Here is a 19,269-nt window from a genome sequence, read left to right on the forward strand (position 1 = left end):
AACTGGCACAATATTTATACTTCGTGAAGCATTATTGTATAAACCTATTACTATGAAGAAGCTCAAAATTGCACTAAGTGTCTTGTTTTTAATTAGTTTAGTTAGCACCTCGCAGGCCCAATCGCAAAGCCAGCTTGAAAAAGACCTGGCCGAACTCCGTAGCTGGATGCGTACCCGCTCCGTGCAGGCCGACAGCGTGATTAAGAATGAGTGGCCAAACGTGAAGAAGGAGTATAAAAACCTGACTTATTCGTTGGATGGCCAGACCAAAAAGCTATCAGAAAAATCGAAGGCAGAGTATACGGACATAAAGCAGCAGTACCAGGAGTGGGAAGCCGAAAACGAGAAAGTGGAGACGGTAGACTTGGATGGCCACGAGCTGGAACGTTGGGAAAGAACTATGACCGGCACCACCAAAATCGACAAAATAAAAGCAGCTAAGCTACGCGATGCCTACATCAGTTTACTGGATTATACCCGTGAGCAGCGCCGCAACTGGAGCCTGAGAGACTGGGAATATGCCGAGTTTGTGTTCGGAGAGCTGAATGCGCGCAAAGCAGATGTTTTTGGTGAACTGACCAATAGCGACAAAATAAAGATTGCTGCCCTGCAGGTAGAGTTTGCCACCCTCAAAAAAAGCCGCGAGGCCAAAGATGCTTATGACAACCGGCGCAAAGCCAACTAACTCCTAACCTGAAGTATAAAAAAAGCCCGGCTATAAAGTATAGCCGGGCTTTTTTTATTTACTGTTAAATAGAGTTTTTGCCTTTTGTGCCGTTCGACGGGTCTTCGTCTGCCTGGCGGCCCTGGCGGCTTTTATCTTTGTCCTGGTCTGTTAAGTGGCGGTTCTCGCCCGGGTTTTTCTGGGTATTTTTTGCTTCAGGATTGTTTTTACGTTCGTCTTCCTGGTTGTGTCCTTTTGTCATAGCTTTCGGTTTTAAGTTTGTAGTAGTGGTTTACGGCTGAGGCGCAGGCAGGTTCAGAAGCGGCGTACGTGCAGTGTGTGTTATGATGTTGAAAACTGGTGGGTAAGTTCTGCTGTTCAAACCATTTGGTCTATCTTAAAAGGCGTACTTTTGTAAACGGCTTTTACTAAAAACACCTTACATTATGCACATTGCAATAGTTGGCAACATTGGCGCCGGCAAAACGACGTTGGCTACCAAACTGTCACAGCATTTTAAATGGGATCTTTACCTCGAATCTGTTGATAATAACCCTTACCTGAAAGATTTTTACGAAGACATGGAGCGCTGGGCGTTTCATTTGCAGGTATTTTTCCTGAACAGCCGTTTCTCGCAGGTGCAGCAGATACAGGCCAATGGCCGCAGCGTAATCCAGGACCGTACCATTTACGAAGACGCACACATTTTTGCCCAAAACCTGCACCAGTCCGGCATGATGAGCACCCGCGATTACGATAACTATTTCGCCTTATTTCAGTCGATGATCAGTATGGTAAAAGCGCCGGACCTGATTATTTACCTGAAAGCCGATTTGCCCAAACTGATCGGACAGATCGAAAAACGTAACCGCGATTACGAAAGCAGCATCAGTATCAATTATCTCCGCAACCTGAATGAGCATTACAATACCTGGATGGCAAGTTATAACCTGGGCAAGCAGCTGGTGATAGATGTAAACAACCTCGATTTTGTGGCCAACCCCGAAGACCTCGGTACCATTATAGAAAAAATTCAGGCAGAGCTGTACGGTTTGTTTTAACGTCAGTTAAACCTATACTTTCTGTTTTTGAAAGTATAAACGTAGAAGCTGTTTAGCGTTTTTAAACAAATAAATTTCTGCAGCCCTTGCTGTGTGTTTTCACCAGCAAGCACTAATCAGGTAAAGTATAGTTGTCGGTGAAAACACCAACAACGGCGGGTTTAGGCGCTATAATTGAAAACGCTAAACAGCTTTAAATTATACTTTCCGGAAAACAAAAAAGGCAACACGGATATGTGTTGCCTTTTTTGTTTCCGGAAAGTATGGCTTTATACTTATCCAGAAAAAAATGGGTAAAGTTGTGTAAAATTTTAATCCTTAATAAGTTATGAAAATATGGCCGTTTTAGGCTTTTATACTGATTTTGCTTTTGAAAAGCGCAATTTATACGGAACCTGTTTCCGGGTTAGTTGCGGTAAATACATAACCCTGTCGCTTGGTTTGTAGTATGTTATCTTTCTGAACTGTCTCATTTTCAATTTTTTAATGAACAAAAATGCTATGAAAAGCTTTTATGATTTTAACACCAACAGCCCTAGCGAGCGACAGGAGCGCTATCGGCAGTATCCGGAACTAAGCAGATTCCACATTGCACTACGTGAAGAAATGAGTGAGGAAGAATACCAGCTCTTTTACCAGTCAGAGAAAGAAGCAGTCAGGCGAACAAACCTAATTATACCCCAACGCGCACTTAAATGGAAAACAGCGTAACACCCCAATATTCCTGAAAAAGAGATCTTACCTTACGTTTGATCTCTTTTTTGTTTTTAAAGGGTTTATGCTGCCTGTTGCCGGTTGTGCTCTTTGAGCGGAGCGATGGCCTTAAACAACGTATAGATAAAGAACGATTTTACCAGTACGCCGCTTCCCATATTGGCTTCGGTAATACCTGCATAAGCCATGTAAGCAGAAAGTATAATATCCAGTACAAGTATACTAATGGCAGCGTACAAAGCAGGAACAGAAAAACGCCTGATCGCTATACTTAAGCCAATATAAACCGGACCGAGTATAAAACTGCCCAACCCGGTACCTAACGCCTGCAGGTAATCAATATCCCAGAAATAATTTAATAAGCCCAGCACCAGATTTAAAGCCCCCAGAAAAAGCATAAGCTGCCACGCGTTTCGCACGATCTGGTCGATATCGGTGGCGCTCCCTGCCAGTGGCTGGCCGTTACGTAATACTTCCAGTTGGTCGGCAAAACCCGATTTCAGTTTAAGTGAAAGTATACTTTGGTCGGGTAGGGTAAAGGTTCTGCCTTCTGTTAACTCCGCTTTATGATCTACCTTACCAATCAGCTCGTCGTTAAAATACACCTGCAGTTCTTTCCAGGTAAATTTACGCGTGATGACAAGTTTTTTCTGCTGTTCATCGTCCAGGAAATAAGTATATTGTGGCATAAAGTATAAAAAGTAAAGTATAAGTTAAAGTTGTTTCAGCACCAATTCGGCACCTTCTTCGCCCACCAGAGAGCCGATTGCAATGCCAATGCCGCTCAGCCGTATCGCGCAGCTCACTCTACCGGAAACCTGCTGCACAATGGTCGTTTTTTCGGGGCCGATGCCCATAATGCCGCACCAGCGGTGTTCTACTTCATAAGGTGTATCCGGAAGTATGATTTCCTGTAAAACCTGATCCAGGCGCTGTTGTACCAGGTCGGTCAGGCCAAATGTAGTGGTTTCTTCTGATGCAAAATCGAGGTTGCGGCCGCCTCCGAAAAGTACCCTGTCTCCGAAGTTACGGAAATAGTAATAGCCTCTGTCGAAGTGGAAAGTACCCTTTAATTTGAGTCCGGGGATGGGTTTGGTTATCAGTACCTGCGCGCGGGCCGGCACAATGGGCAGTTCGGGCAGCAACTGTTTGGCAAAGCCGTTGGTGGCTACCAAAGCAGTTTTAGCCTGAAGTATAAAATCCTTGTCTGTTACAGCAGTTATGTTGTTTCCATCATCGTGGAGTGCTTTTATTTCGAGGTTGTTCAGTATGATAACACCTAACGCCTGTACTTTCTGGGTAAGTGCCAGGATCATTTTGCCGGTATCGATCTGGCCTTCTGCCACGCACTCGATCAGGGTATCTACCTTCCGAAAGCCGAATTGCGCTATTTTATGATTGGCCGGGCGGTAAACTTCCGCTTCACCGATAATAGGTGCCAGGTGTCGGTTTAAATAGCCTAAACCTTCCATGGATTTCTGGTAAAGCTCCGGATCGTTTGCGAAAAGCTCGTAACCGCCCCAGGTCTGGTAATCCAAAGCTGTTTTACCTAAGTTCCGGATCAATCGTTGCAAGCCCAGCCAGCGGCGTTCCACTAACCCAAAAACTTCTTCTTCTGTATGATGGTCCAGATCGTCGAGCAGTTCGGAGGCGCTCCCGAAACTGGCAAAACCCGCGTTTTTAGAACTGGCACCGCTTGGCAGCAAACCCCGCTCTACCACCATTACTTTTAAACCTGGTTGCGTGGTTTTCAGGTGCAGGGCGGCGTTCAGGCCCACAATGCCGCTGCCAATAACCAGCACATCCAGGTTACTGAAATAAGTGTTTTTCTCCCAGAAGCTGAACTCCATACTTAGTTATCCTCTCTGAAATAAGGATGATCATACGTACGTGCCTCGGTTTCTTCGATCAGCTCAAAAGAAGTAAGCATGATCTCGCGCTCACCGTTGTTCAGGCCTTTCACAAAAATACCTTCGGGTGCTTCGTAAATAGCGTAGTTATGTGGCCCGAATGGGTACAGGTTATTGCTTTTCAGGATGGTGGCATGCGTCAGGTCTACTCTCTGGCCGTTCGCTAAAAGTGCCATGTATTTGCTTGTGTTCATATTTTTTCTAAAATCCGGTTCAAGATACTACTAATTTGGTCGGCATTGTGCATCACCATCAGGTGCTCGCCGCCGGGCACGCAAATGGTTTCGGGGTGTGGGTAAAGGGGAAGAATAAGGTCGCGGGTACCGTGTATTTGTACCAGCCCGGGCAACACTTCCTGCTGCGGCCAGGCCAGTAATTGCTGCAAGGCCCAGCGCAGAAACGTTTCATCAATATCCAGGATCGCCATTTTCAGGACGGTCCGTTCTGCTTTTGTATGTGCCCCGAACAGGAAAGGCGCTACCGGGTAAATGCTTTTCATGAGCGGAAAGGGCAGCCAGCGGTGCAGCCTGGTTTTACCTAAAACGCGGTAATATTGGGGCAGATGGTGGCGCGTAGCCATACTTGAAATGATGATCACTTTACGGCAAGCCAGTATTTTAGACAGCTCGATTGCTACCAAACCACCAAACGACAACCCGATAAGGATGGGATCAGGCTCTGTGATCTGCTCTTTCAGGCGCAATGCATATTCCTGAACGGGCTCGTCGGGGTGCAGAGGAGCAATCCAGCGGATGTGTTGTTTCCGGATATGTTCCGGTAGATCTAAAAACTGAAACATACGCCAGTCTGCGCCTAACCCGCTAATAAAGTATATCTTGCTCATGAAAAAGAAATACGCGCAGCACGCTGAAAAGGCTGGTTAAACTCAAGTATCAGAATTAGGTTCGGAGAGAAAGGTAAGTTACAGTTTACAAAAAGGCCGCTAACGAGAGCGGCCTTTGTTGTTTATTCGGAATCTTTGTGCTGTTTAAATTTATTCCGGAAGATATAATAAACCGGAATCCCGAGCGAAACAATGATGAGGCCCGGCCATGTAAACGCTGGTTTTTCGATGAGCAACACCACGCAGATACCGGAAGCCAGTACAATATAAAGGGCCGGTAAGATGGGGTAACCAAACGCTTTATACGGGCGTGGCAGATCCGGGCGCCTGATGCGAAGTACAAATACCCCGATAATAGTCAGGATATAAAACAGCATCACAGCAAAGATCACATAGTCCAGCAGGTCGCCGTACTTACCTGAAATACAAAGTATACATGCCCAAATACACTGCATCCAGAGCGCAAAAGCTGGTACGCCACTTTTATTTAAGCTAGCCATTTTCGGGAAGAACAGGCCGTCTTTGGCAATGGCATAGTATACCCGCGCACCCGAAAGCACCGCGCCATTAATACAGCCAAACGTAGACACCATGATCAGGATTGCGATGGCAATGGTTGCGCCCGGCCCACCGATAATTTCGGCAACGGCGGTGGCAACCCGGTCGTTCTCAGCGTTGGCAATGCCCAGTGCCATACTTCCCGTAGCACTATCCAGGCCGTGTATCGGCAGCACCAGCAGGTAAACCAGGTTAATAAGCAGGTAAATAACTGTTACGAGCACTGTGCCCAAAACCATACTTAATACAATGTTACGCTTTGGGTTAACAATTTCGTCGCCGGCAAAGCCGATGTTATTCCAGGCATCAGAAGAGAAAAGAGCGCCTACCATGGCCATAGCCAGTGCTGAGATCAGCATCGTGCCGGTTGGTACAGCGGTTTCAGATCCGCTTGCTCCCCAGAAATCAGTGAAGTTGGCTTGCACAGCCGTGTCGTTTATCCCGAAAAGCAAGCCAAAGATGATCAGTCCGAAAAGCGCTATCAGCTTGGTACTTCCGAAGATGTTCTGAATCAGTTTGCCTTCTTTTACACCTCTTGAGTTTACATAGGTCAGGAAGATCGTGATAAATATAGCCAGTAGCTGTACGCTGGTAAATTCGAAGCTTCCGATGTTCAGTAACACATTACTTTCACTGAACCATGGAATAAGCACGCCAGTGAAACGGGCAAAAGCAACGCCAACAGCTGCAATAATCCCTGTCTGGATTACCAGGAAAAGTGTCCAGCCATACAGGAAAGCCACCATTTTGTTAAAAGCCTCTTTCAGGTATACATACTGGCCGCCCACTTTCGGAAACATAGAGGAGAGCTCGCCATAGCTGATCGCCCCGACAATAGTGAGGAAGCCGGAAATGGCCCATACCAGCAGCATATAGCCCGGCGAAATGACCTGCCTCGAAATATCTGCAGTTACTATAAAAATACCCGACCCGATCATACCGCCTGTCACGATCATGATGGCATCAAAAAGGTTTATTTCGCGCTTAAAGCCCGTTTTCTGATTTTCTACTGGGGTTTCCTGTTGATGTGTTGATTGCATATACTAGTATTAGAGGCAGCTAATATAACTAAAAATACGGCTTTTACAGGTTTGCTGAGTTGCCATACTTTCGGATCGTAGCTATAATAAATTTTAAGTAGCTGAAACAGAGTGAAAAAGGAGGAGTTAGTCGAAAGCTGCCAGGCAGTTTGTCTTTAAACTCCGGCACTTTAACCTAAGATTACGGGTGTTGGTATAATAAACTAAACAGTACCTTGTATTACAAAGTACTATAGTATATCTTTGAATCATTAATCAGTCATAAACAACTAAAAAACTACTACTATGAAAATCATTGTTCTTTTATCCGCTTCATTATTAGGTTTTGGTATCGTTAGCAACGAATCAGTACAAGTTAAGCAACCTGCCGCTCCCCTACAGTATACTGATGTTAAACTGGAAGAACCTATGCTGCACGTAACACTGGATACAGTGGAGATTGTAGCCAGCAAGCCTGTAATTGCTGCCAACTATTAATACCACGCCCCGGCAGGCTTTCGGTAACTTATGGGGTTATAGCTCGCATTGCTCCAGCCACTTAACAGCAGTAGCCAGGTCAGTAAATTCTGCCAGTTGCAAGTGGGGGGCTGGCCTCGCTAAAAAGTCATGTTCCGAGAAATTCGTGATCATACTTTTAGAGTAGATGTGCGCCATACACCGGAGGCCTGCTGCCACTGCGGCAGGTACCCATTCAAATTCGAGCCAGTCGTTTGCTTCCTGCCAGTCGCCGGTGCTTTCAGATTTATCGTTTAAAAGTTTGGAGCAGGGATATATCCTCTGGAAATGAAGAAAAGTTCTGGATGCCTTTACCACATCATCAGCCGTAATGTTACCGTACCATTTTGCCAGCGTATAATCGTTCTCCTGCTGAAGTGTAAAATACACGTCGCCCATCGCTGTTTTAAGCGCTACAGGTTCTTCTAAGAACTGCTTCAGATGCATGGATTGTTTTCTGCGAGCCATCTATAGCAATAGGTTAGCTGATATTTAGGAATAAATAACAAATTTTTCTTTTCATAATTATACGTTTGTGATTTAATTCAGTCCTTTATTCTGTATAATTGCTGTTTAAATTAATGTTAGTGGTTGAAGTATAAGCCCTGTAAGCTGCGACCATAAAAAAGCACAGACAAAGGCTGCCTGTGCTTTTCCGGAAAAAATAACGCTTAGCTTACCGCACGATCAGTTTTTCAGTCAGTTTCTCTTTACCGTTCCGGATCATGATCAGGTACATGCCTTTGTTTAGGGTGCTCAGGTTCAGGGGATGCTCAATCGCTCCGGAAACATCATTCCAGGTTTTGCCTGCCACTTTTTTGCCTGTCATATCCACCACAGATAGTTCAACATCACTATTATCTGCTACTAGAAACTGCACCGTTGCTTCGCCGTTTTCGGTTGGGTTTGGATAAATCCGCACTCCTGCGCTTTTTCCTGGTGTTGTTCTGGCAGTGGCGGGTCTTGCGGTTAAGCTGGTTGCAATGTTAACGGTATAGTCTTCCACTTCGCCATAAGAGAAGGTTTCGCAGGAAGTCGGAGTTGCATTATACTTCATAGCCACACGCATTCTGGTTGCGCCCGTTAAAGCAGCAGCAGGTACTGTAAACGACCCGCTGATCGGCGTTACCGTTGTTCTGGTTCTGCTATACACCTGCTCACCTGTATCCGTAAAGTCGCCATCCTGGTTATAATCTATCCAAACGGCATAACCTTCGCTATACTTGGTGCCTGCCCAACCCGGCGTTATGGTAATGGTGTTAGAGGTGCTTTTGGTAAGGGTAGTAGTCAGGTTTGTATAGTTGCCATAGCCATTGTTGTTACCCGAAGTGCTGCTGATAGCGCCTAACGTTACTTTCTGTATCCATTCGTCTGAGGTGCTGTTTCCTTTGGAGGCGCAGTAGGTTGCTGGGGTTGGGGTAGTGGTACCGCCGGTGGTTTTTACGGTAGCCGTAGCTGAGTAAGCCGAGCTGCCGGTACTGCAATTTGCGCTCACCTGATACTCGTAGGTGGTGTTAAGTGCCAGGCCGGTTACGTTATAAGCATTGGTTGCGGACGTAAAATTAGACCAGGTAGTAGTGCCTTGTGCTCTTACCCGCATGCTGTAGGAAGTTGCACCTGAAACCGAACTCCAGTTAAGCGTGGCCGATGTGTTGGTAATAGCAGTAGCCGACAGGTTGGATGGCACCACGCAGGCAGTCTGTACAGGAGTTACCAGGGCCTCTCTAACGCCACCTGCTACAAATAAAGCACGCATTCTGTCTTTCTGACCAACCGAGAACATGTTCATACAGGCGTCATTGGTATAATCCATGTAGTTCATGAACATATCGCTGGAATTGTTGCAGGTTGGTTTCGGGAAAGTTGGGCAGCCGCCGTTCGATGTCTGCTGGGTGGGCGTATCGGCAACATAATCGTTTCCGCAACTGGCATCGCCCCAGATGTGGCGCAGGTTTAAGTAGTGGCCCACTTCGTGCGTGGCAGTGCGACCTTTATCGAACGGAGCAGAAAGGTACCCGACTCTACCGAAATATTGCGGGCCCACCACAACACCATCGGTAGCGGCGCTGCCACCCGGAAACTGCGCGTAACCCAATATGCCGCCTCCAATGTTACAAACCCAGATGTTCAGGTATCGTTTTGTATCCCACGGGTCTGTGCCGCCAGCCGAAGCTTTCTTCATAGCATCGTTTGTTCCCCAGGATGTTTTGGTAGAAGATTTTCGGGTAATGCCGTTAGTGGGCGCGCCTGTTGGCGTAATGGTAGCCAGCTTAAACTGCAGCTTTACATCCGAAGCAAGGCCGGCAAACATAGAAGGCACATTGCCTGCATCTGCATTTAACTTCCGGAAATCCTCGTTCAGCACATCAATCTGAGACTGGATCTGGGCATCGCTGATGTTTTCCTGGGTAGTTCTGTAAAGTACGTGTACCACCACATTTATCGTGGCCACTTCATCTACACCAACGGCGCTGGCTATGTTACCGGCTCCGGAAGTGCGGGCGTTCCTGTAATTGGTGGTTTGCTGCTCGATCTGCTGCATCCGCAAGGCCATGGCCGGGTCCTCTTTTTTCAGCCTTTCGAGGGTTTCCATGGTGTGGCAGGTGCGTTGCTCCTGGGCAAAAGCCGAGGAGATGGCAAGTGTTAAGAATAACGTAACGCTGAGTAAATGTTTAAGCATGTGGTACAAGGTAAAAGGTTAGGAATAGGTTTGAGTAATGTGATTTTTGAATCACGGATTTGCTGTTTTTCCGGATGAAATTCAGCGCGGTTTTACCCACTTATTCCCAGGATTTTACCATCTTCCACGGCAGTTGATACTGGTGTTTAACCATCAGTATGTCAATAAGATAGAAATGTTCAGGAAAGAATACATTCCAGTTTCAGAAGTATAAGCGGCCTGAACAGATGCGCAAAAGCAGCACATTTATACTTGCTTTCAGGAGTATTGATAAGCAGAAAGGAGAGAAGCTGGCAGCGGTTTTATACTTCAGCTAACAGAAAGGAAAGGCAAGTATAAACTGCTTTGGAAAACAGTTTATACTTGTACTGCTCATAAGTTATTCGATCACACGTAAGGCTTTTGCCTGGGCCGTTACCGGGTCAGATTCCTGCACATCGCCAATAAACCAGGCTTCTATTTCGTGCCCTTCGCGCAGGTTTTCAATTTTCATGGGTTTGCCCGTAGCAGTTTCTATCAACGTGTTCTGGTCGATCTTTATACTTGCGCGGGTATACTTTGCCTCTACACTGTCTAAAGGCGCGACCAGCAAGGTAGCAGACTCTTTGTTGTTTTTAGGTGAAGTGCGTTTAATGTTGGTCAGGTAGCCGTGCGCTTCCGGTATGGTATCGGGCATACGTTTGGGTTCTTCGCCACGGCAGCCCGCTGTAAGTATAGCCACTGAAAACGCTAAAGTAGCTATCAGGCGCAAATCGTTTCTGTAGGTCACTTATACTTCGGTTATGGATCGGTTTAAAAAATCATTAAAAGGCTTTACTTGCCTGTAATACGGTAAAATCTGTTCAGTAAAATCGGGGCTCAGTACCTCCTCGTCCGTAAAATAATGCAGCACCTGGTACCCGGTATAACGCAGCAATGCTGCCTCGGGATGGGTTTTAGGGTAGCCTTTGGGCATTAATTTAAGTTGTTTGGTGCGGTGGCCTCCAAAGCTGGCAGCAAAATCGGGCGCATCCAGCAGTTGCTGCAGCTCGCCGTTGCTGTAATCAATCTCTTCCCGGATAAGCGCCAGTTGCTTGGACTTCGGTTCTCTGATGCCACCGCCCACCCTCGATCTGTTGCCTGGTTCCAGCACAAATACATAATTGGCGTAGGCCGAGTGCCGCCCGCCCGGCGACATACCTGCACCAAAATGCCCTTTATACGGTGCTTCTCCTTTTTTGGAGAAATCATTTTTATTGATTCTGAAAATACATTCCGGGACGGTAACCTGGTGCAGCAGCGGATCAAAACCCTGGATCTGGCTGAGCAGATGGTCTACTAATTGAGCAAATTGTTCTTTAGCAGCTATATAAGACGGCCGGTTTGCATCCATCCACGCTTTGGAATTATGGCGTTGCAACTGCTCCAGAAAATGCATGATCACCCGAATATCCATCTGTTACTTTATCCTGATTTAAAATAAAGTAAGCAATATAACAGAAGTGACTTCGGAAACAAGAAAAACAGATTTCTATACTTTCAGAAGTAACAGAGGAAAGAGAAGTATAAACTTAGGCTACGCGCAGCACAGACTCATCCTGAAGTAAGGTGCGGATGGTTTCTTCTTCGTGGTAATAGCTCAGGAAATCGCCTTTCACGCAGGTAATGTGTTTAGGCTCATGCATCAGTACAAGTTTAAAACGCTTGCCAACCGTAATAAGGCCAATGCCCTGCTGCCTGCAAATGTTCTGCAAATGGCGTGCTAGCGAGTTGCAGCGAAAAGTTAGGCTACTGATCGACAGGCCCAGCCAGCGCTCGTTGGCAGGCGTGGCGCTTACTTCAGCCATCAGCTTCGAGATTCTATGGAAAAGGTATTTACGCTCTAAAAGGGAGTGAACAATAAAACCGGCAAAGGCAATGATAGGCGTAAGCCCGATCCCGAGCAGGCCCAGGCGCATTTCCCTGCATAAAAAAGCGGTACCCACCAGTAAAATAAGAAAGGTAAGCAATCGCCATTTGCTCAGGCCCCTTTTTTTGTGGCGGGTAAGCAGGAAAGACAGTTCGGAAGAAACGTTGGTGTTGATGGTGGCCACAAAAATATCGTCGCCGGAATCCTTATAAGAAAGTAAGCCGTCCGCTTTACCGCCAAGCCAATGGTGCTGATTTTTTGCCAGGCGTAAATTCCGGGTTTTGTAACGGTTATAATAAAAAGAATGAAGATGTTCGAAGGCGAAGTCCTCAATTTTACTTTCCTGTAAAGTAGCCATTTGTTAAGCTGTGCAAAGGAACAAGTTAAGCGTTGGCATAATGGCAGGAAATAAAAGTATAACAGCGTTAGCTTTAAGTTTCATAAAATGCCATTCGTTGCAGATCCGAAGAAGCAACCACACGAATGCCGATATAACAATACAATCTTAAAAGTTTACAAATATAGAATATGTAAAATATTATTACAATTTAATTATAAATTTATTTTAACTATATGTTGATGATAAGTTGTTTATACAAGTGTAGTTACAGGTTTTAAAGAATAGAAAAACACCTTTTACCGCCATTTTTGTTCTGACGGTCTGCACCCGTTGTTTGTCTGAATGCAGCGGGTTTATAGTGCAAGAATGCGTGAAAGTTATTTTAAGCTGATGCAATTTTTATAGATTTACAGAAGGCATTACAGCAACCGGTCTGTAGGCTATCCAAAACTGATCAAAGTAAACCAATGAGAAAGTATACTTTCCGCTTTTTTGTGCTGCTGCTTGTAGCGATTCTGCAACCCATAATGCAACAGGTTATAGCGCAAACGCCTAATAAACCATCATCTGCCCGGATTCTGCAGGACCTGAAAAAGCTGAATGTGCTGGGAACAGTGCTTTACATTGCAGCCCACCCGGATGATGAAAACACGCGCCTGATTGCCTACTTCGGTAACGAGCAGCATTACCGCACCGGTTACTTATCGGTTACGCGGGGCGATGGCGGCCAGAATCTCATTGGTCCTGAAATACGCGAAGGCCTGGGCATTATCCGGACGCAGGAGTTGTTGCAGGCCCGCCGCATTGATGGCGGACACCAGTTCTTTACCCGCGCCAACGACTTCGGCTTTTCCAAAAATCCACAGGAAACATTTACCATCTGGGATAAAGAACAGGTGCTGGCTGATATGGTCTGGGCAATCCGCAAGTTCAGGCCGGATGTGATGATCACGCGCTTTCCGCCAGATGAGCGGGCCGGACACGGACACCACACGGCTTCGGCTATACTTGCCGAAGAAGCATTTGAAGCAGCCGGCAACCCGAAACGATTTCCGGAACAATTAAAATATGTGGAAGTATGGCAGCCAAAACGCTTGCTTTGGAACACAGGTGTATGGTCGTTTAAAAGCCCCGAAGAGTTCGAGAAGTATGGCAAGACCCTGACCAAAATTGAAGTAGGCGGCTATAATCCTATCCTCGGAAAATCGTATGGCGAGGTGGCAGCCGAAAGCAGAAGCATGCACAAAAGCCAGGGCTTTGGCTCGACCGGCGCACGCGGCACTTCTATCGAGTACCTGCAACATATCAAAGGCGAGAAAGCGGACCAAAATCTTTTTGAAGGCATCAACACCACCTGGAGCAAAGTAAAAGGCGGCGAGCAGGTACAAAGGCTCATCCAAAAAGCCATTGCTACTTATAACCCCTCAGAGCCTGCTGCTGTTGTAGCCACTTTGCTGGATGCCCGCAAAGCACTGGATAAGTTGCCAGCCAGCAATTGGAAAACTGTAAAGCTCCAGGAAATTGATAAGGTGATACAACATGCGATGGGTTTGTACTTAGAAGTTACGGCTTCTGATTTTGCTGCCACGCCCGGAGAGCCAGTAAAACTAAATGTGGAAGCCATCAACCGGTCTGCGGTGCCGGCCAAACTGCAAAGTATAAAGTATAGCTTCGCCTCCCAGGATTCTGCCACCAACAAAGCGCTGTTGAATAACCAGCCACTCAAGTATAGTTTTACTACTACCATTCCTGCTACGATGCCGGCTTCGCAACCCTACTGGCTTCAGGAAAAAGGCACACTGGGCATGTTTGCCGTAGCCAGCCAGCAGAACGTGGGGCTTCCGGAAAACAAGCCGGCCGTGCAGGCAGAATTCATACTTCAGATTAGCGGCCAGAAGCTTAATATAACTGTGCCTGTTGTTTATAAAAGAACCGATCCGGTAGATGGCGAAGTATACCGCCCGTTTGTGGTAACGCCGCCGGTTTTTGTGGCTGCGAGCGAGCAGGTCTATATGTTTGCCACCCAGGAACCCAAGCCGGTGAATGTGCTGATCAAAGCCGGAAAAGAAAATGTAGCGGGCAATGTTGCGATTTCCTTACCGAAAGGCTGGCGCACCGAACCGGCTACCATTCCTTTTAATCTGAAAGCGAAAGGCGCGGAGCAGCAAGTACAATTCATGGTTTTTCCGCCGAAAGGCCAGCAGGAAGCTATTTTAAAAGTAATTGCCACAGTAGACGGTAAGACGTATGACAAAGGCATCAGCACCATCAGTTACGCGCACATCCCGGCCCAGACCACTTTTCCGGAGGCCACAGCCAAAGCAGTAAAACTTGACCTCGAAAAGAAAGGCGATAAGATTGGGTACATCATGGGGGCCGGCGACGAGATCCCGGTTTCGTTGCAGCAAATTGGCTATGAAGTTTCATTATTGAAAGATGCCGAAATCAACCCGAAAAGATTAAAGCAATTTGATGCCGTTATACTTGGCGTGCGGGCTTACAATACGGTGGATAGATTAAAGCATCACCAGCCTGCTTTAATGGAATACGTAAAAGAAGGCGGCAATTTGATTGTGCAGTACAATACCAACCACGACCTGGTTACAAACGAAATTGCTCCGTATTCGCTTAAATTATCCCGCGACAGGGTAACAGTGGAAGATAGTGAAGTGCGCTTTATAAAGCCAAACCATCCGGTATTAAATGCCCCGAACAAGATCACAAAGAAAGATTTTGAAGGCTGGGTGCAGGAGCGTGGTTTATACTTCCCGAACGAGTGGAGCCCTGAATTTGAAGCCATACTTTCGGCAAACGACCCGGGAGAGCCAGCGCGTAATGGGGGTTTACTGATAGCCAAGTATGGCAAAGGCAACTACATTTATACCGGTTATTCGTGGTTCAGGCAACTGCCGGCCGGCGTGCCTGGTGCTTACCGCCTGTTCGCGAATTTGATTTCGCTGGAGAAAAACAAAGAAAATGCCGGAACAGGCAGCGCCGAAAACTCAAGTATAAAATAAGACCTAACGTATTATGTATCGCGTAGCAAGTAGCACGACTGCAAAATAGACCGTGATATTTATCGTGATACCTGATACATGCTACGAAATACGTCACAAAACCATGAAAAAAAACGACTCCATTGATGCAGAAAACCCGTTGGATAAGCCTCCCTTTTTCAAAAGCTGGAAAGGCATGTACTGGCTCGTGCTTGGTAACCTGGCTTTCCTGATCATCATCTTCTACATTCTTACCAAAATCTACGAATGAGATTACTTGATTGGATCGTGCTGCTGGGCACGTTAGGCTTTATTGTGATCTATGGCGTAGCAAAAACCCGCGGCAGCAAAGATATTGAAGGCTACCTGAAAGGCGACAACAGCATGAAATGGTGGACCATCGGCTTGTCCATTATGGCGACGCAGGCCAGTGCCATTACGTTTCTTTCCACACCGGGGCAGGCCTACGAAGACGGGATGCGGTTCATTCAGTTCTATTTCGGTTTGCCGATTGCGATGGTTATCATCTCCGTAACCATCATCCCGATCTTTTACCGCCTGAATGTATTTACCGCTTACGAGTACCTCGAAACCCGCTTCGATTTGAAAACACGCTCGCTGGCTGCATTGCTTTTTCTGATACAACGTGGTTTGGCTGCTGGTATTACCATTTATGCGCCTGCTATTATACTTTCTACCATTCTGGGCTGGAACCTGACTGTTACCAATGTTTTTATCGGAACGCTGGTGATCATTTATACCATGTCGGGTGGCACGAAAGCGGTAAGCGTAACGCAAAAGCAGCAGATGGCAGTGATGATGGGCGGCATGATCCTGGCGGGTTGTATGGTGGTGTATTACCTCCCCGAAAGTATAAGTTTTGGCGATGCCGTATCCGTAGCTGGGAAAATGGGCAAGATGAACATCATCGATTTTTCCTGGGATTGGGAAACCAGCTGGGACGACCGTTATAATTTCTGGTCGGGGATAACGGGTGGCTGCTTTCTGATGCTATCCTACTTCGGCACAGACCAGAGCCAGGTGTCGCGTTATTTAGGCGGTAAATCTTTAGGTGAGAGTAGGCTGGGTTTGCTTTTTAACGGGCTTTTAAAGATACCGATGCAGTTCATGATTTTGTTTATAGGGGTGATGGTGTTCGTGTTTTACCAATTTAACGAGCCGCCTGTTTTCTTTAAAGAAGCCACCAAACAGAAAGTATACGCATCGCCCTACGCAGCCGAAATGCGCGAACTGGAAGCAAAACATCAAACCGTTTTCGCTGAAAAACAACTAGCCGTACATGGTTTAGCCGAAGCCCTCCGAACAGACGATGAAGCCGTTATCGCAGCCGCAGAAAGCAAAGTAACTACCCTTACAGCTACTACCAAAGGCGTTCGCGACGAAGCAAAAGCGCTTATCACCAAAGCACTGCCAAACGAAGAAACCCGCGATACGGATTATGTTTTTATTTCTTTTGTGATGAAGTACCTGCCGGTCGGGATGGTGGGGTTGTTATTGGCTGTAATTTTTTCGGCAGCGATGTCGTCTACTGCTTCAGAGCTAAATGCGCTGGCCTCCACAACAGTAGTGGATATTTACAAACGCTCTGTCAACAAGACCGGTGACCCTAAACATTACCTGAATGCCTCCAAAATGTTTACCGTTGCGTGGGGCGTGCTGGCTATACTTTTCGCTACGTTTGCTTCCATGCTCGATAACCTCATTCAGGCCGTCAATATCATCGGCTCTATCTTTTATGGAACCATACTTGGGATTTTCCTGGTGGCGTTTTACGTGAAACGTGTAAAAGGCAATGCTGTTTTTATGGCAGCTTTACTTGCCGAAGCGGTGGTTTTATACTGTTACTACTTCACGGATATCGCTTACCTGTGGTTTAATGTGATCGGGTGTGGGCTGGTTATACTTTTCGGATTGCTGCTGCAGCCTTTTGTGGGCAAGCGTTGACCTCCCCCTGCCCCCTCCTAAAAACAGGAGGGGGTGATGCTTGCAAAGCATTTCTCCTGCTAAAAGACTTTGTCTTTTACTTTTCCACAACTAATCCAGATATAGAATTTACTTTTTAGAACCACCCCCTCCTGTTTTTAGGAGGGGGCAGGGGGAGGTTTTACCTCGGTTTCTGACCCGCTACAATATAAATCAAACTACCTCCTGCCGATACGTATTCGCCTTTCTGCAGCTTCTGTTTCAGCGTTATTTTATTGTACAGCAGCTTTTGCCAGTAAGCATCAAACTTATCCTTGGTGCCGCCGCCGGCCATGTAATAGTTCAGGTTGTCCTGGTAATCGTAGCCCATTGCATCCGATTCAATCCATTGCAACATTTGCTCTACGCGCAGCATTTTTTCTTCGGTGTTGTAAGGCGGTATAATCGAAAGCGCTTTATCCGAAATCCATACTTTGGTGTTAATCAAACCGGCTTTTAAGTATAAATCCGGAATCACATCGCCTAAAGAGTTAAAGCCTTCGCCGAGCTGCTTTTTGCCTTTCTCGATGCGAAGCTTGATTTCGAGCACATCCAGCGTACTTTCCACGTCAAAATCTGTTTCGCCATACTTATCGAACATCAGGTTAGGCACCAGGTTATTTGGCTCCAGGGCAAGTACCCAGCCCCCCGGTTTTGTAACCCGGATCATCTCTTCAATTACGCGCTGCGGATTTTTAACATGGATCAGCAGCGTCTGGCAAAGCGTTAAATCAGCGGTTGCGTCGGGTAACGGAATATCAGTGGCGTTGCCGGTTTTAAAAACGTAGTTGATGTGGTTATGCTGGTACAAACTCTGTGCGCGCTGGCGGGCTTCTTCGATGTAGCCGGGCTCGTAATCCACGCCATACACGGTGGCACCAGCCGGCAGGTACTTCGAGAATTTAAAACCCATCATGCCCTTGCCGCAACCGATATCCACGAGCGTATTTAAATAAGGCAGGTGCAGGCGCTGGGCCAGTAGTTCGAGGTAGTCGTCGTTCCACCAATACTCGCGGGCTGGCCCCAAATGTTCTTCTGAGTGTTGTTTATCAGTTGTCTCTTCCAAAAAAATCAGGCTATTAAATAAAAAGAAAGCCTCTGGCTGAGCAGAGGCTTTTTATACGTTACAGGCTTTTAAAAGGCTCTACTTCGCGTTTTTCCAGCTGGCAATCATTTTATCGTTCAAGGCAACATAGTCTGCATTTTTAGCTTCCTGTGCCATGGCTTTCGATTTTTCAGCCGTTTTGATAGCTGTTTTGTAGTCTTTCAGTTTGGCTTCGATCTTAGCCTGCAGGTGTACGTTCCAGAATTTAGCGTCTGTTGCGTTTGCTTTCTTGATCCAGGCAAGTGCTTGCTTGGCATCTTTATCCGCTTCGAAATAATAAGAAGCAGCGGCAGCATAATCAGCAGGCTTCGCATCCTTGTTGTTTACTACTTTCTCCTGAATCTGCGCCATCACTTTGCTGTCCACATCCGTTTTCACGGTGAAAGCGGCAATCGTGTTATCCCACAGAATTTCTACATCGGCTGCATCCGCTTTCAGGTTCGCGAAATTGATCGTGAAAGATTCTGTTTCGCGTGGCGTTTGCTGTGGCTTTACTTTAAAACGAAGCTGGTCTTCTGCCTGCTTGTACTCGGCACCGCCATCACCCCAGTGCTTGGTGTTTTTGTGTAGTACAATGGTCCATTCGCTTTTACCCGGAATGCTGTAAAGCGCATATTCGCCGGATGGTACTTTATTTCCCTCGATGGTTACATCATCAGAAAATTTGATTTTAGTGGAAGCATTAGCACCTGTTCTCCAAAGTTTATCCATCGGCACGAGGTCGCCAAAAATCTCACGGCCTTTCATGGACGGGCGCGAATACTCTACTGTGATAGTAGATAAACCAACCGCCTGCTCAATTTTAGAAGCCGGGCTTCCGGCTGGCATTTTGATCTGCGCCTGGGCAGTAGCTGCACCCAGTATAAGTGTGGCCGAAAGGGCAAGGTTTAGGAATGTCTTTTTCATGGTTTGTTTTAATATCAGGTGTTTTTGAGAAAGTAATATTACAAAAAAACAAGGGTAAATTCTATACTTTAAAAAAGCATTAGCA

Annotated in this window: 19 protein-coding genes; 6 read left to right on the forward strand and 13 right to left on the reverse strand. The window is 46.5% G+C overall.

Annotated elements, in window-relative coordinates; translation table 11 throughout:
• The first annotated feature begins 52 nt into the window (after positions 1–52).
• Positions 53–685 carry a DUF6565 domain-containing protein gene (locus tag DP923_RS11045; RefSeq protein WP_112305911.1) on the forward strand — a complete coding sequence of 211 codons (633 nt, stop codon included), beginning with the start codon at positions 53–55 and terminating at the stop codon, positions 683–685.
• Between the two features lie 64 nt (positions 686–749).
• Here DP923_RS11045 and DP923_RS16710 read toward each other — a convergent pair whose 3' ends face one another.
• On the reverse strand, positions 750–926 hold the full coding sequence (locus tag DP923_RS16710; RefSeq protein ID WP_165838180.1) for a hypothetical protein: 177 nt from the start codon (positions 924–926) through the stop codon (positions 750–752).
• 184 nt (positions 927–1,110) lie between these two features.
• Here DP923_RS16710 and DP923_RS11050 point away from each other — a divergent pair, with 184 nt between their 5' ends.
• Positions 1,111–1,725: a deoxynucleoside kinase gene (locus DP923_RS11050; protein ID WP_112305912.1), complete on the forward strand. Its 615-nt coding sequence runs from the start codon at positions 1,111–1,113 to the stop codon at positions 1,723–1,725.
• 776 nt (positions 1,726–2,501) lie between these two features.
• On the opposite strand, the gene DP923_RS11060 is transcribed toward DP923_RS11050, so the two are convergent.
• The 5 genes from DP923_RS11060 to DP923_RS11080 form a co-directional block, all read right to left on the reverse strand.
• Positions 2,502–3,128 (reverse strand): hypothetical protein, encoded by a 627-nt coding sequence (locus DP923_RS11060; protein WP_112305914.1) that lies wholly within the window; start codon positions 3,126–3,128, stop codon positions 2,502–2,504.
• A 24-nt stretch (positions 3,129–3,152) separates the two neighbouring features.
• The gene (locus tag DP923_RS11065; RefSeq protein ID WP_112305915.1) at positions 3,153–4,289 is read right to left on the reverse strand and encodes an NAD(P)/FAD-dependent oxidoreductase; all 1,137 of its coding nucleotides are present in this window, start codon (positions 4,287–4,289) and stop codon (positions 3,153–3,155) included.
• 2 nt (positions 4,290–4,291) lie between these two features.
• A complete protein-coding gene (locus DP923_RS11070; protein ID WP_112305916.1) occupies positions 4,292–4,543 on the reverse strand; it encodes a hypothetical protein in 252 nt (83 codons plus the stop codon).
• Entirely contained in the window at positions 4,540–5,193 is a 654-nt protein-coding gene (locus DP923_RS11075; RefSeq protein ID WP_112305917.1) for an alpha/beta hydrolase, read from the reverse strand. The genes DP923_RS11070 and DP923_RS11075 overlap by 4 nt, the downstream gene beginning before the upstream one ends.
• A 122-nt stretch (positions 5,194–5,315) precedes the next feature.
• Positions 5,316–6,791: an APC family permease gene (locus DP923_RS11080; RefSeq protein ID WP_112305918.1), complete on the reverse strand. Its 1,476-nt coding sequence runs from the start codon at positions 6,789–6,791 to the stop codon at positions 5,316–5,318.
• A 285-nt stretch (positions 6,792–7,076) separates the two neighbouring features.
• Between DP923_RS11080 and DP923_RS11085 the strand changes: the two genes are divergently transcribed.
• A complete protein-coding gene (locus DP923_RS11085) occupies positions 7,077–7,268 on the forward strand; it encodes a hypothetical protein (protein ID WP_112305919.1) in 192 nt (63 codons plus the stop codon).
• A gap of 36 nt (positions 7,269–7,304) precedes the next feature.
• On the opposite strand, the gene DP923_RS11090 is transcribed toward DP923_RS11085, so the two are convergent.
• The 5 genes from DP923_RS11090 to DP923_RS11110 form a co-directional block, all read right to left on the reverse strand.
• Positions 7,305–7,754 (reverse strand): hypothetical protein, encoded by a 450-nt coding sequence (locus DP923_RS11090; protein ID WP_125047705.1) that lies wholly within the window; start codon positions 7,752–7,754, stop codon positions 7,305–7,307.
• Positions 7,755–7,962: 208 nt separating this feature from the next.
• Positions 7,963–9,966, reverse strand: coding sequence for a GEVED domain-containing protein (locus tag DP923_RS11095; RefSeq protein WP_112305921.1), 2,004 nt, complete (start codon positions 9,964–9,966; stop codon positions 7,963–7,965).
• 379 nt (positions 9,967–10,345) lie between these two features.
• On the reverse strand, positions 10,346–10,735 hold the full coding sequence (locus tag DP923_RS11100) for a hypothetical protein (RefSeq protein ID WP_112305922.1): 390 nt from the start codon (positions 10,733–10,735) through the stop codon (positions 10,346–10,348).
• Positions 10,736–11,401: a DUF2461 domain-containing protein gene (locus DP923_RS11105; RefSeq protein WP_112305923.1), complete on the reverse strand. Its 666-nt coding sequence runs from the start codon at positions 11,399–11,401 to the stop codon at positions 10,736–10,738. It abuts the gene before it with no gap.
• A 115-nt stretch (positions 11,402–11,516) separates the two neighbouring features.
• The gene (locus DP923_RS11110) at positions 11,517–12,212 is read right to left on the reverse strand and encodes a hypothetical protein (RefSeq protein WP_112305924.1); all 696 of its coding nucleotides are present in this window, start codon (positions 12,210–12,212) and stop codon (positions 11,517–11,519) included.
• A 449-nt stretch (positions 12,213–12,661) separates the two neighbouring features.
• Between DP923_RS11110 and DP923_RS11115 the strand changes: the two genes are divergently transcribed.
• The 3 genes from DP923_RS11115 (at position 12,662) to DP923_RS11120 (ending at position 17,155) form a co-directional block, all read left to right on the forward strand.
• Entirely contained in the window at positions 12,662–15,211 is a 2,550-nt protein-coding gene (locus DP923_RS11115; RefSeq protein WP_112305925.1) for a PIG-L family deacetylase, read from the forward strand.
• Between the two features lie 103 nt (positions 15,212–15,314).
• A complete protein-coding gene (locus DP923_RS16715) occupies positions 15,315–15,461 on the forward strand; it encodes a hypothetical protein (RefSeq protein WP_165838181.1) in 147 nt (48 codons plus the stop codon).
• Positions 15,458–17,155 carry a sodium:solute symporter gene (locus DP923_RS11120; RefSeq protein ID WP_112305926.1) on the forward strand — a complete coding sequence of 566 codons (1,698 nt, stop codon included), beginning with the start codon at positions 15,458–15,460 and terminating at the stop codon, positions 17,153–17,155. Before DP923_RS16715 ends, DP923_RS11120 begins: the two co-directional genes overlap by 4 nt.
• A 160-nt stretch (positions 17,156–17,315) precedes the next feature.
• Here the strand turns inward: DP923_RS11120 and DP923_RS11125 are convergent, their stop codons facing one another.
• Together DP923_RS11125 and DP923_RS11130 are read right to left on the reverse strand one after the other, a co-directional pair.
• A complete protein-coding gene (locus DP923_RS11125) occupies positions 17,316–18,239 on the reverse strand; it encodes a class I SAM-dependent methyltransferase (protein ID WP_112305927.1) in 924 nt (307 codons plus the stop codon).
• Positions 18,240–18,317: 78 nt separating this feature from the next.
• On the reverse strand, positions 18,318–19,184 hold the full coding sequence (locus tag DP923_RS11130) for a DUF2911 domain-containing protein (RefSeq protein WP_112305928.1): 867 nt from the start codon (positions 19,182–19,184) through the stop codon (positions 18,318–18,320).
• Positions 19,185–19,269: the final 85 nt, after the last annotated feature.

The sequence above is a fragment of the Pontibacter arcticus genome (genome assembly GCF_003284895.1).
In the GTDB taxonomy this organism is placed as follows: Bacteria; Bacteroidota; Bacteroidia; order Cytophagales; family Hymenobacteraceae; genus Pontibacter; species Pontibacter arcticus.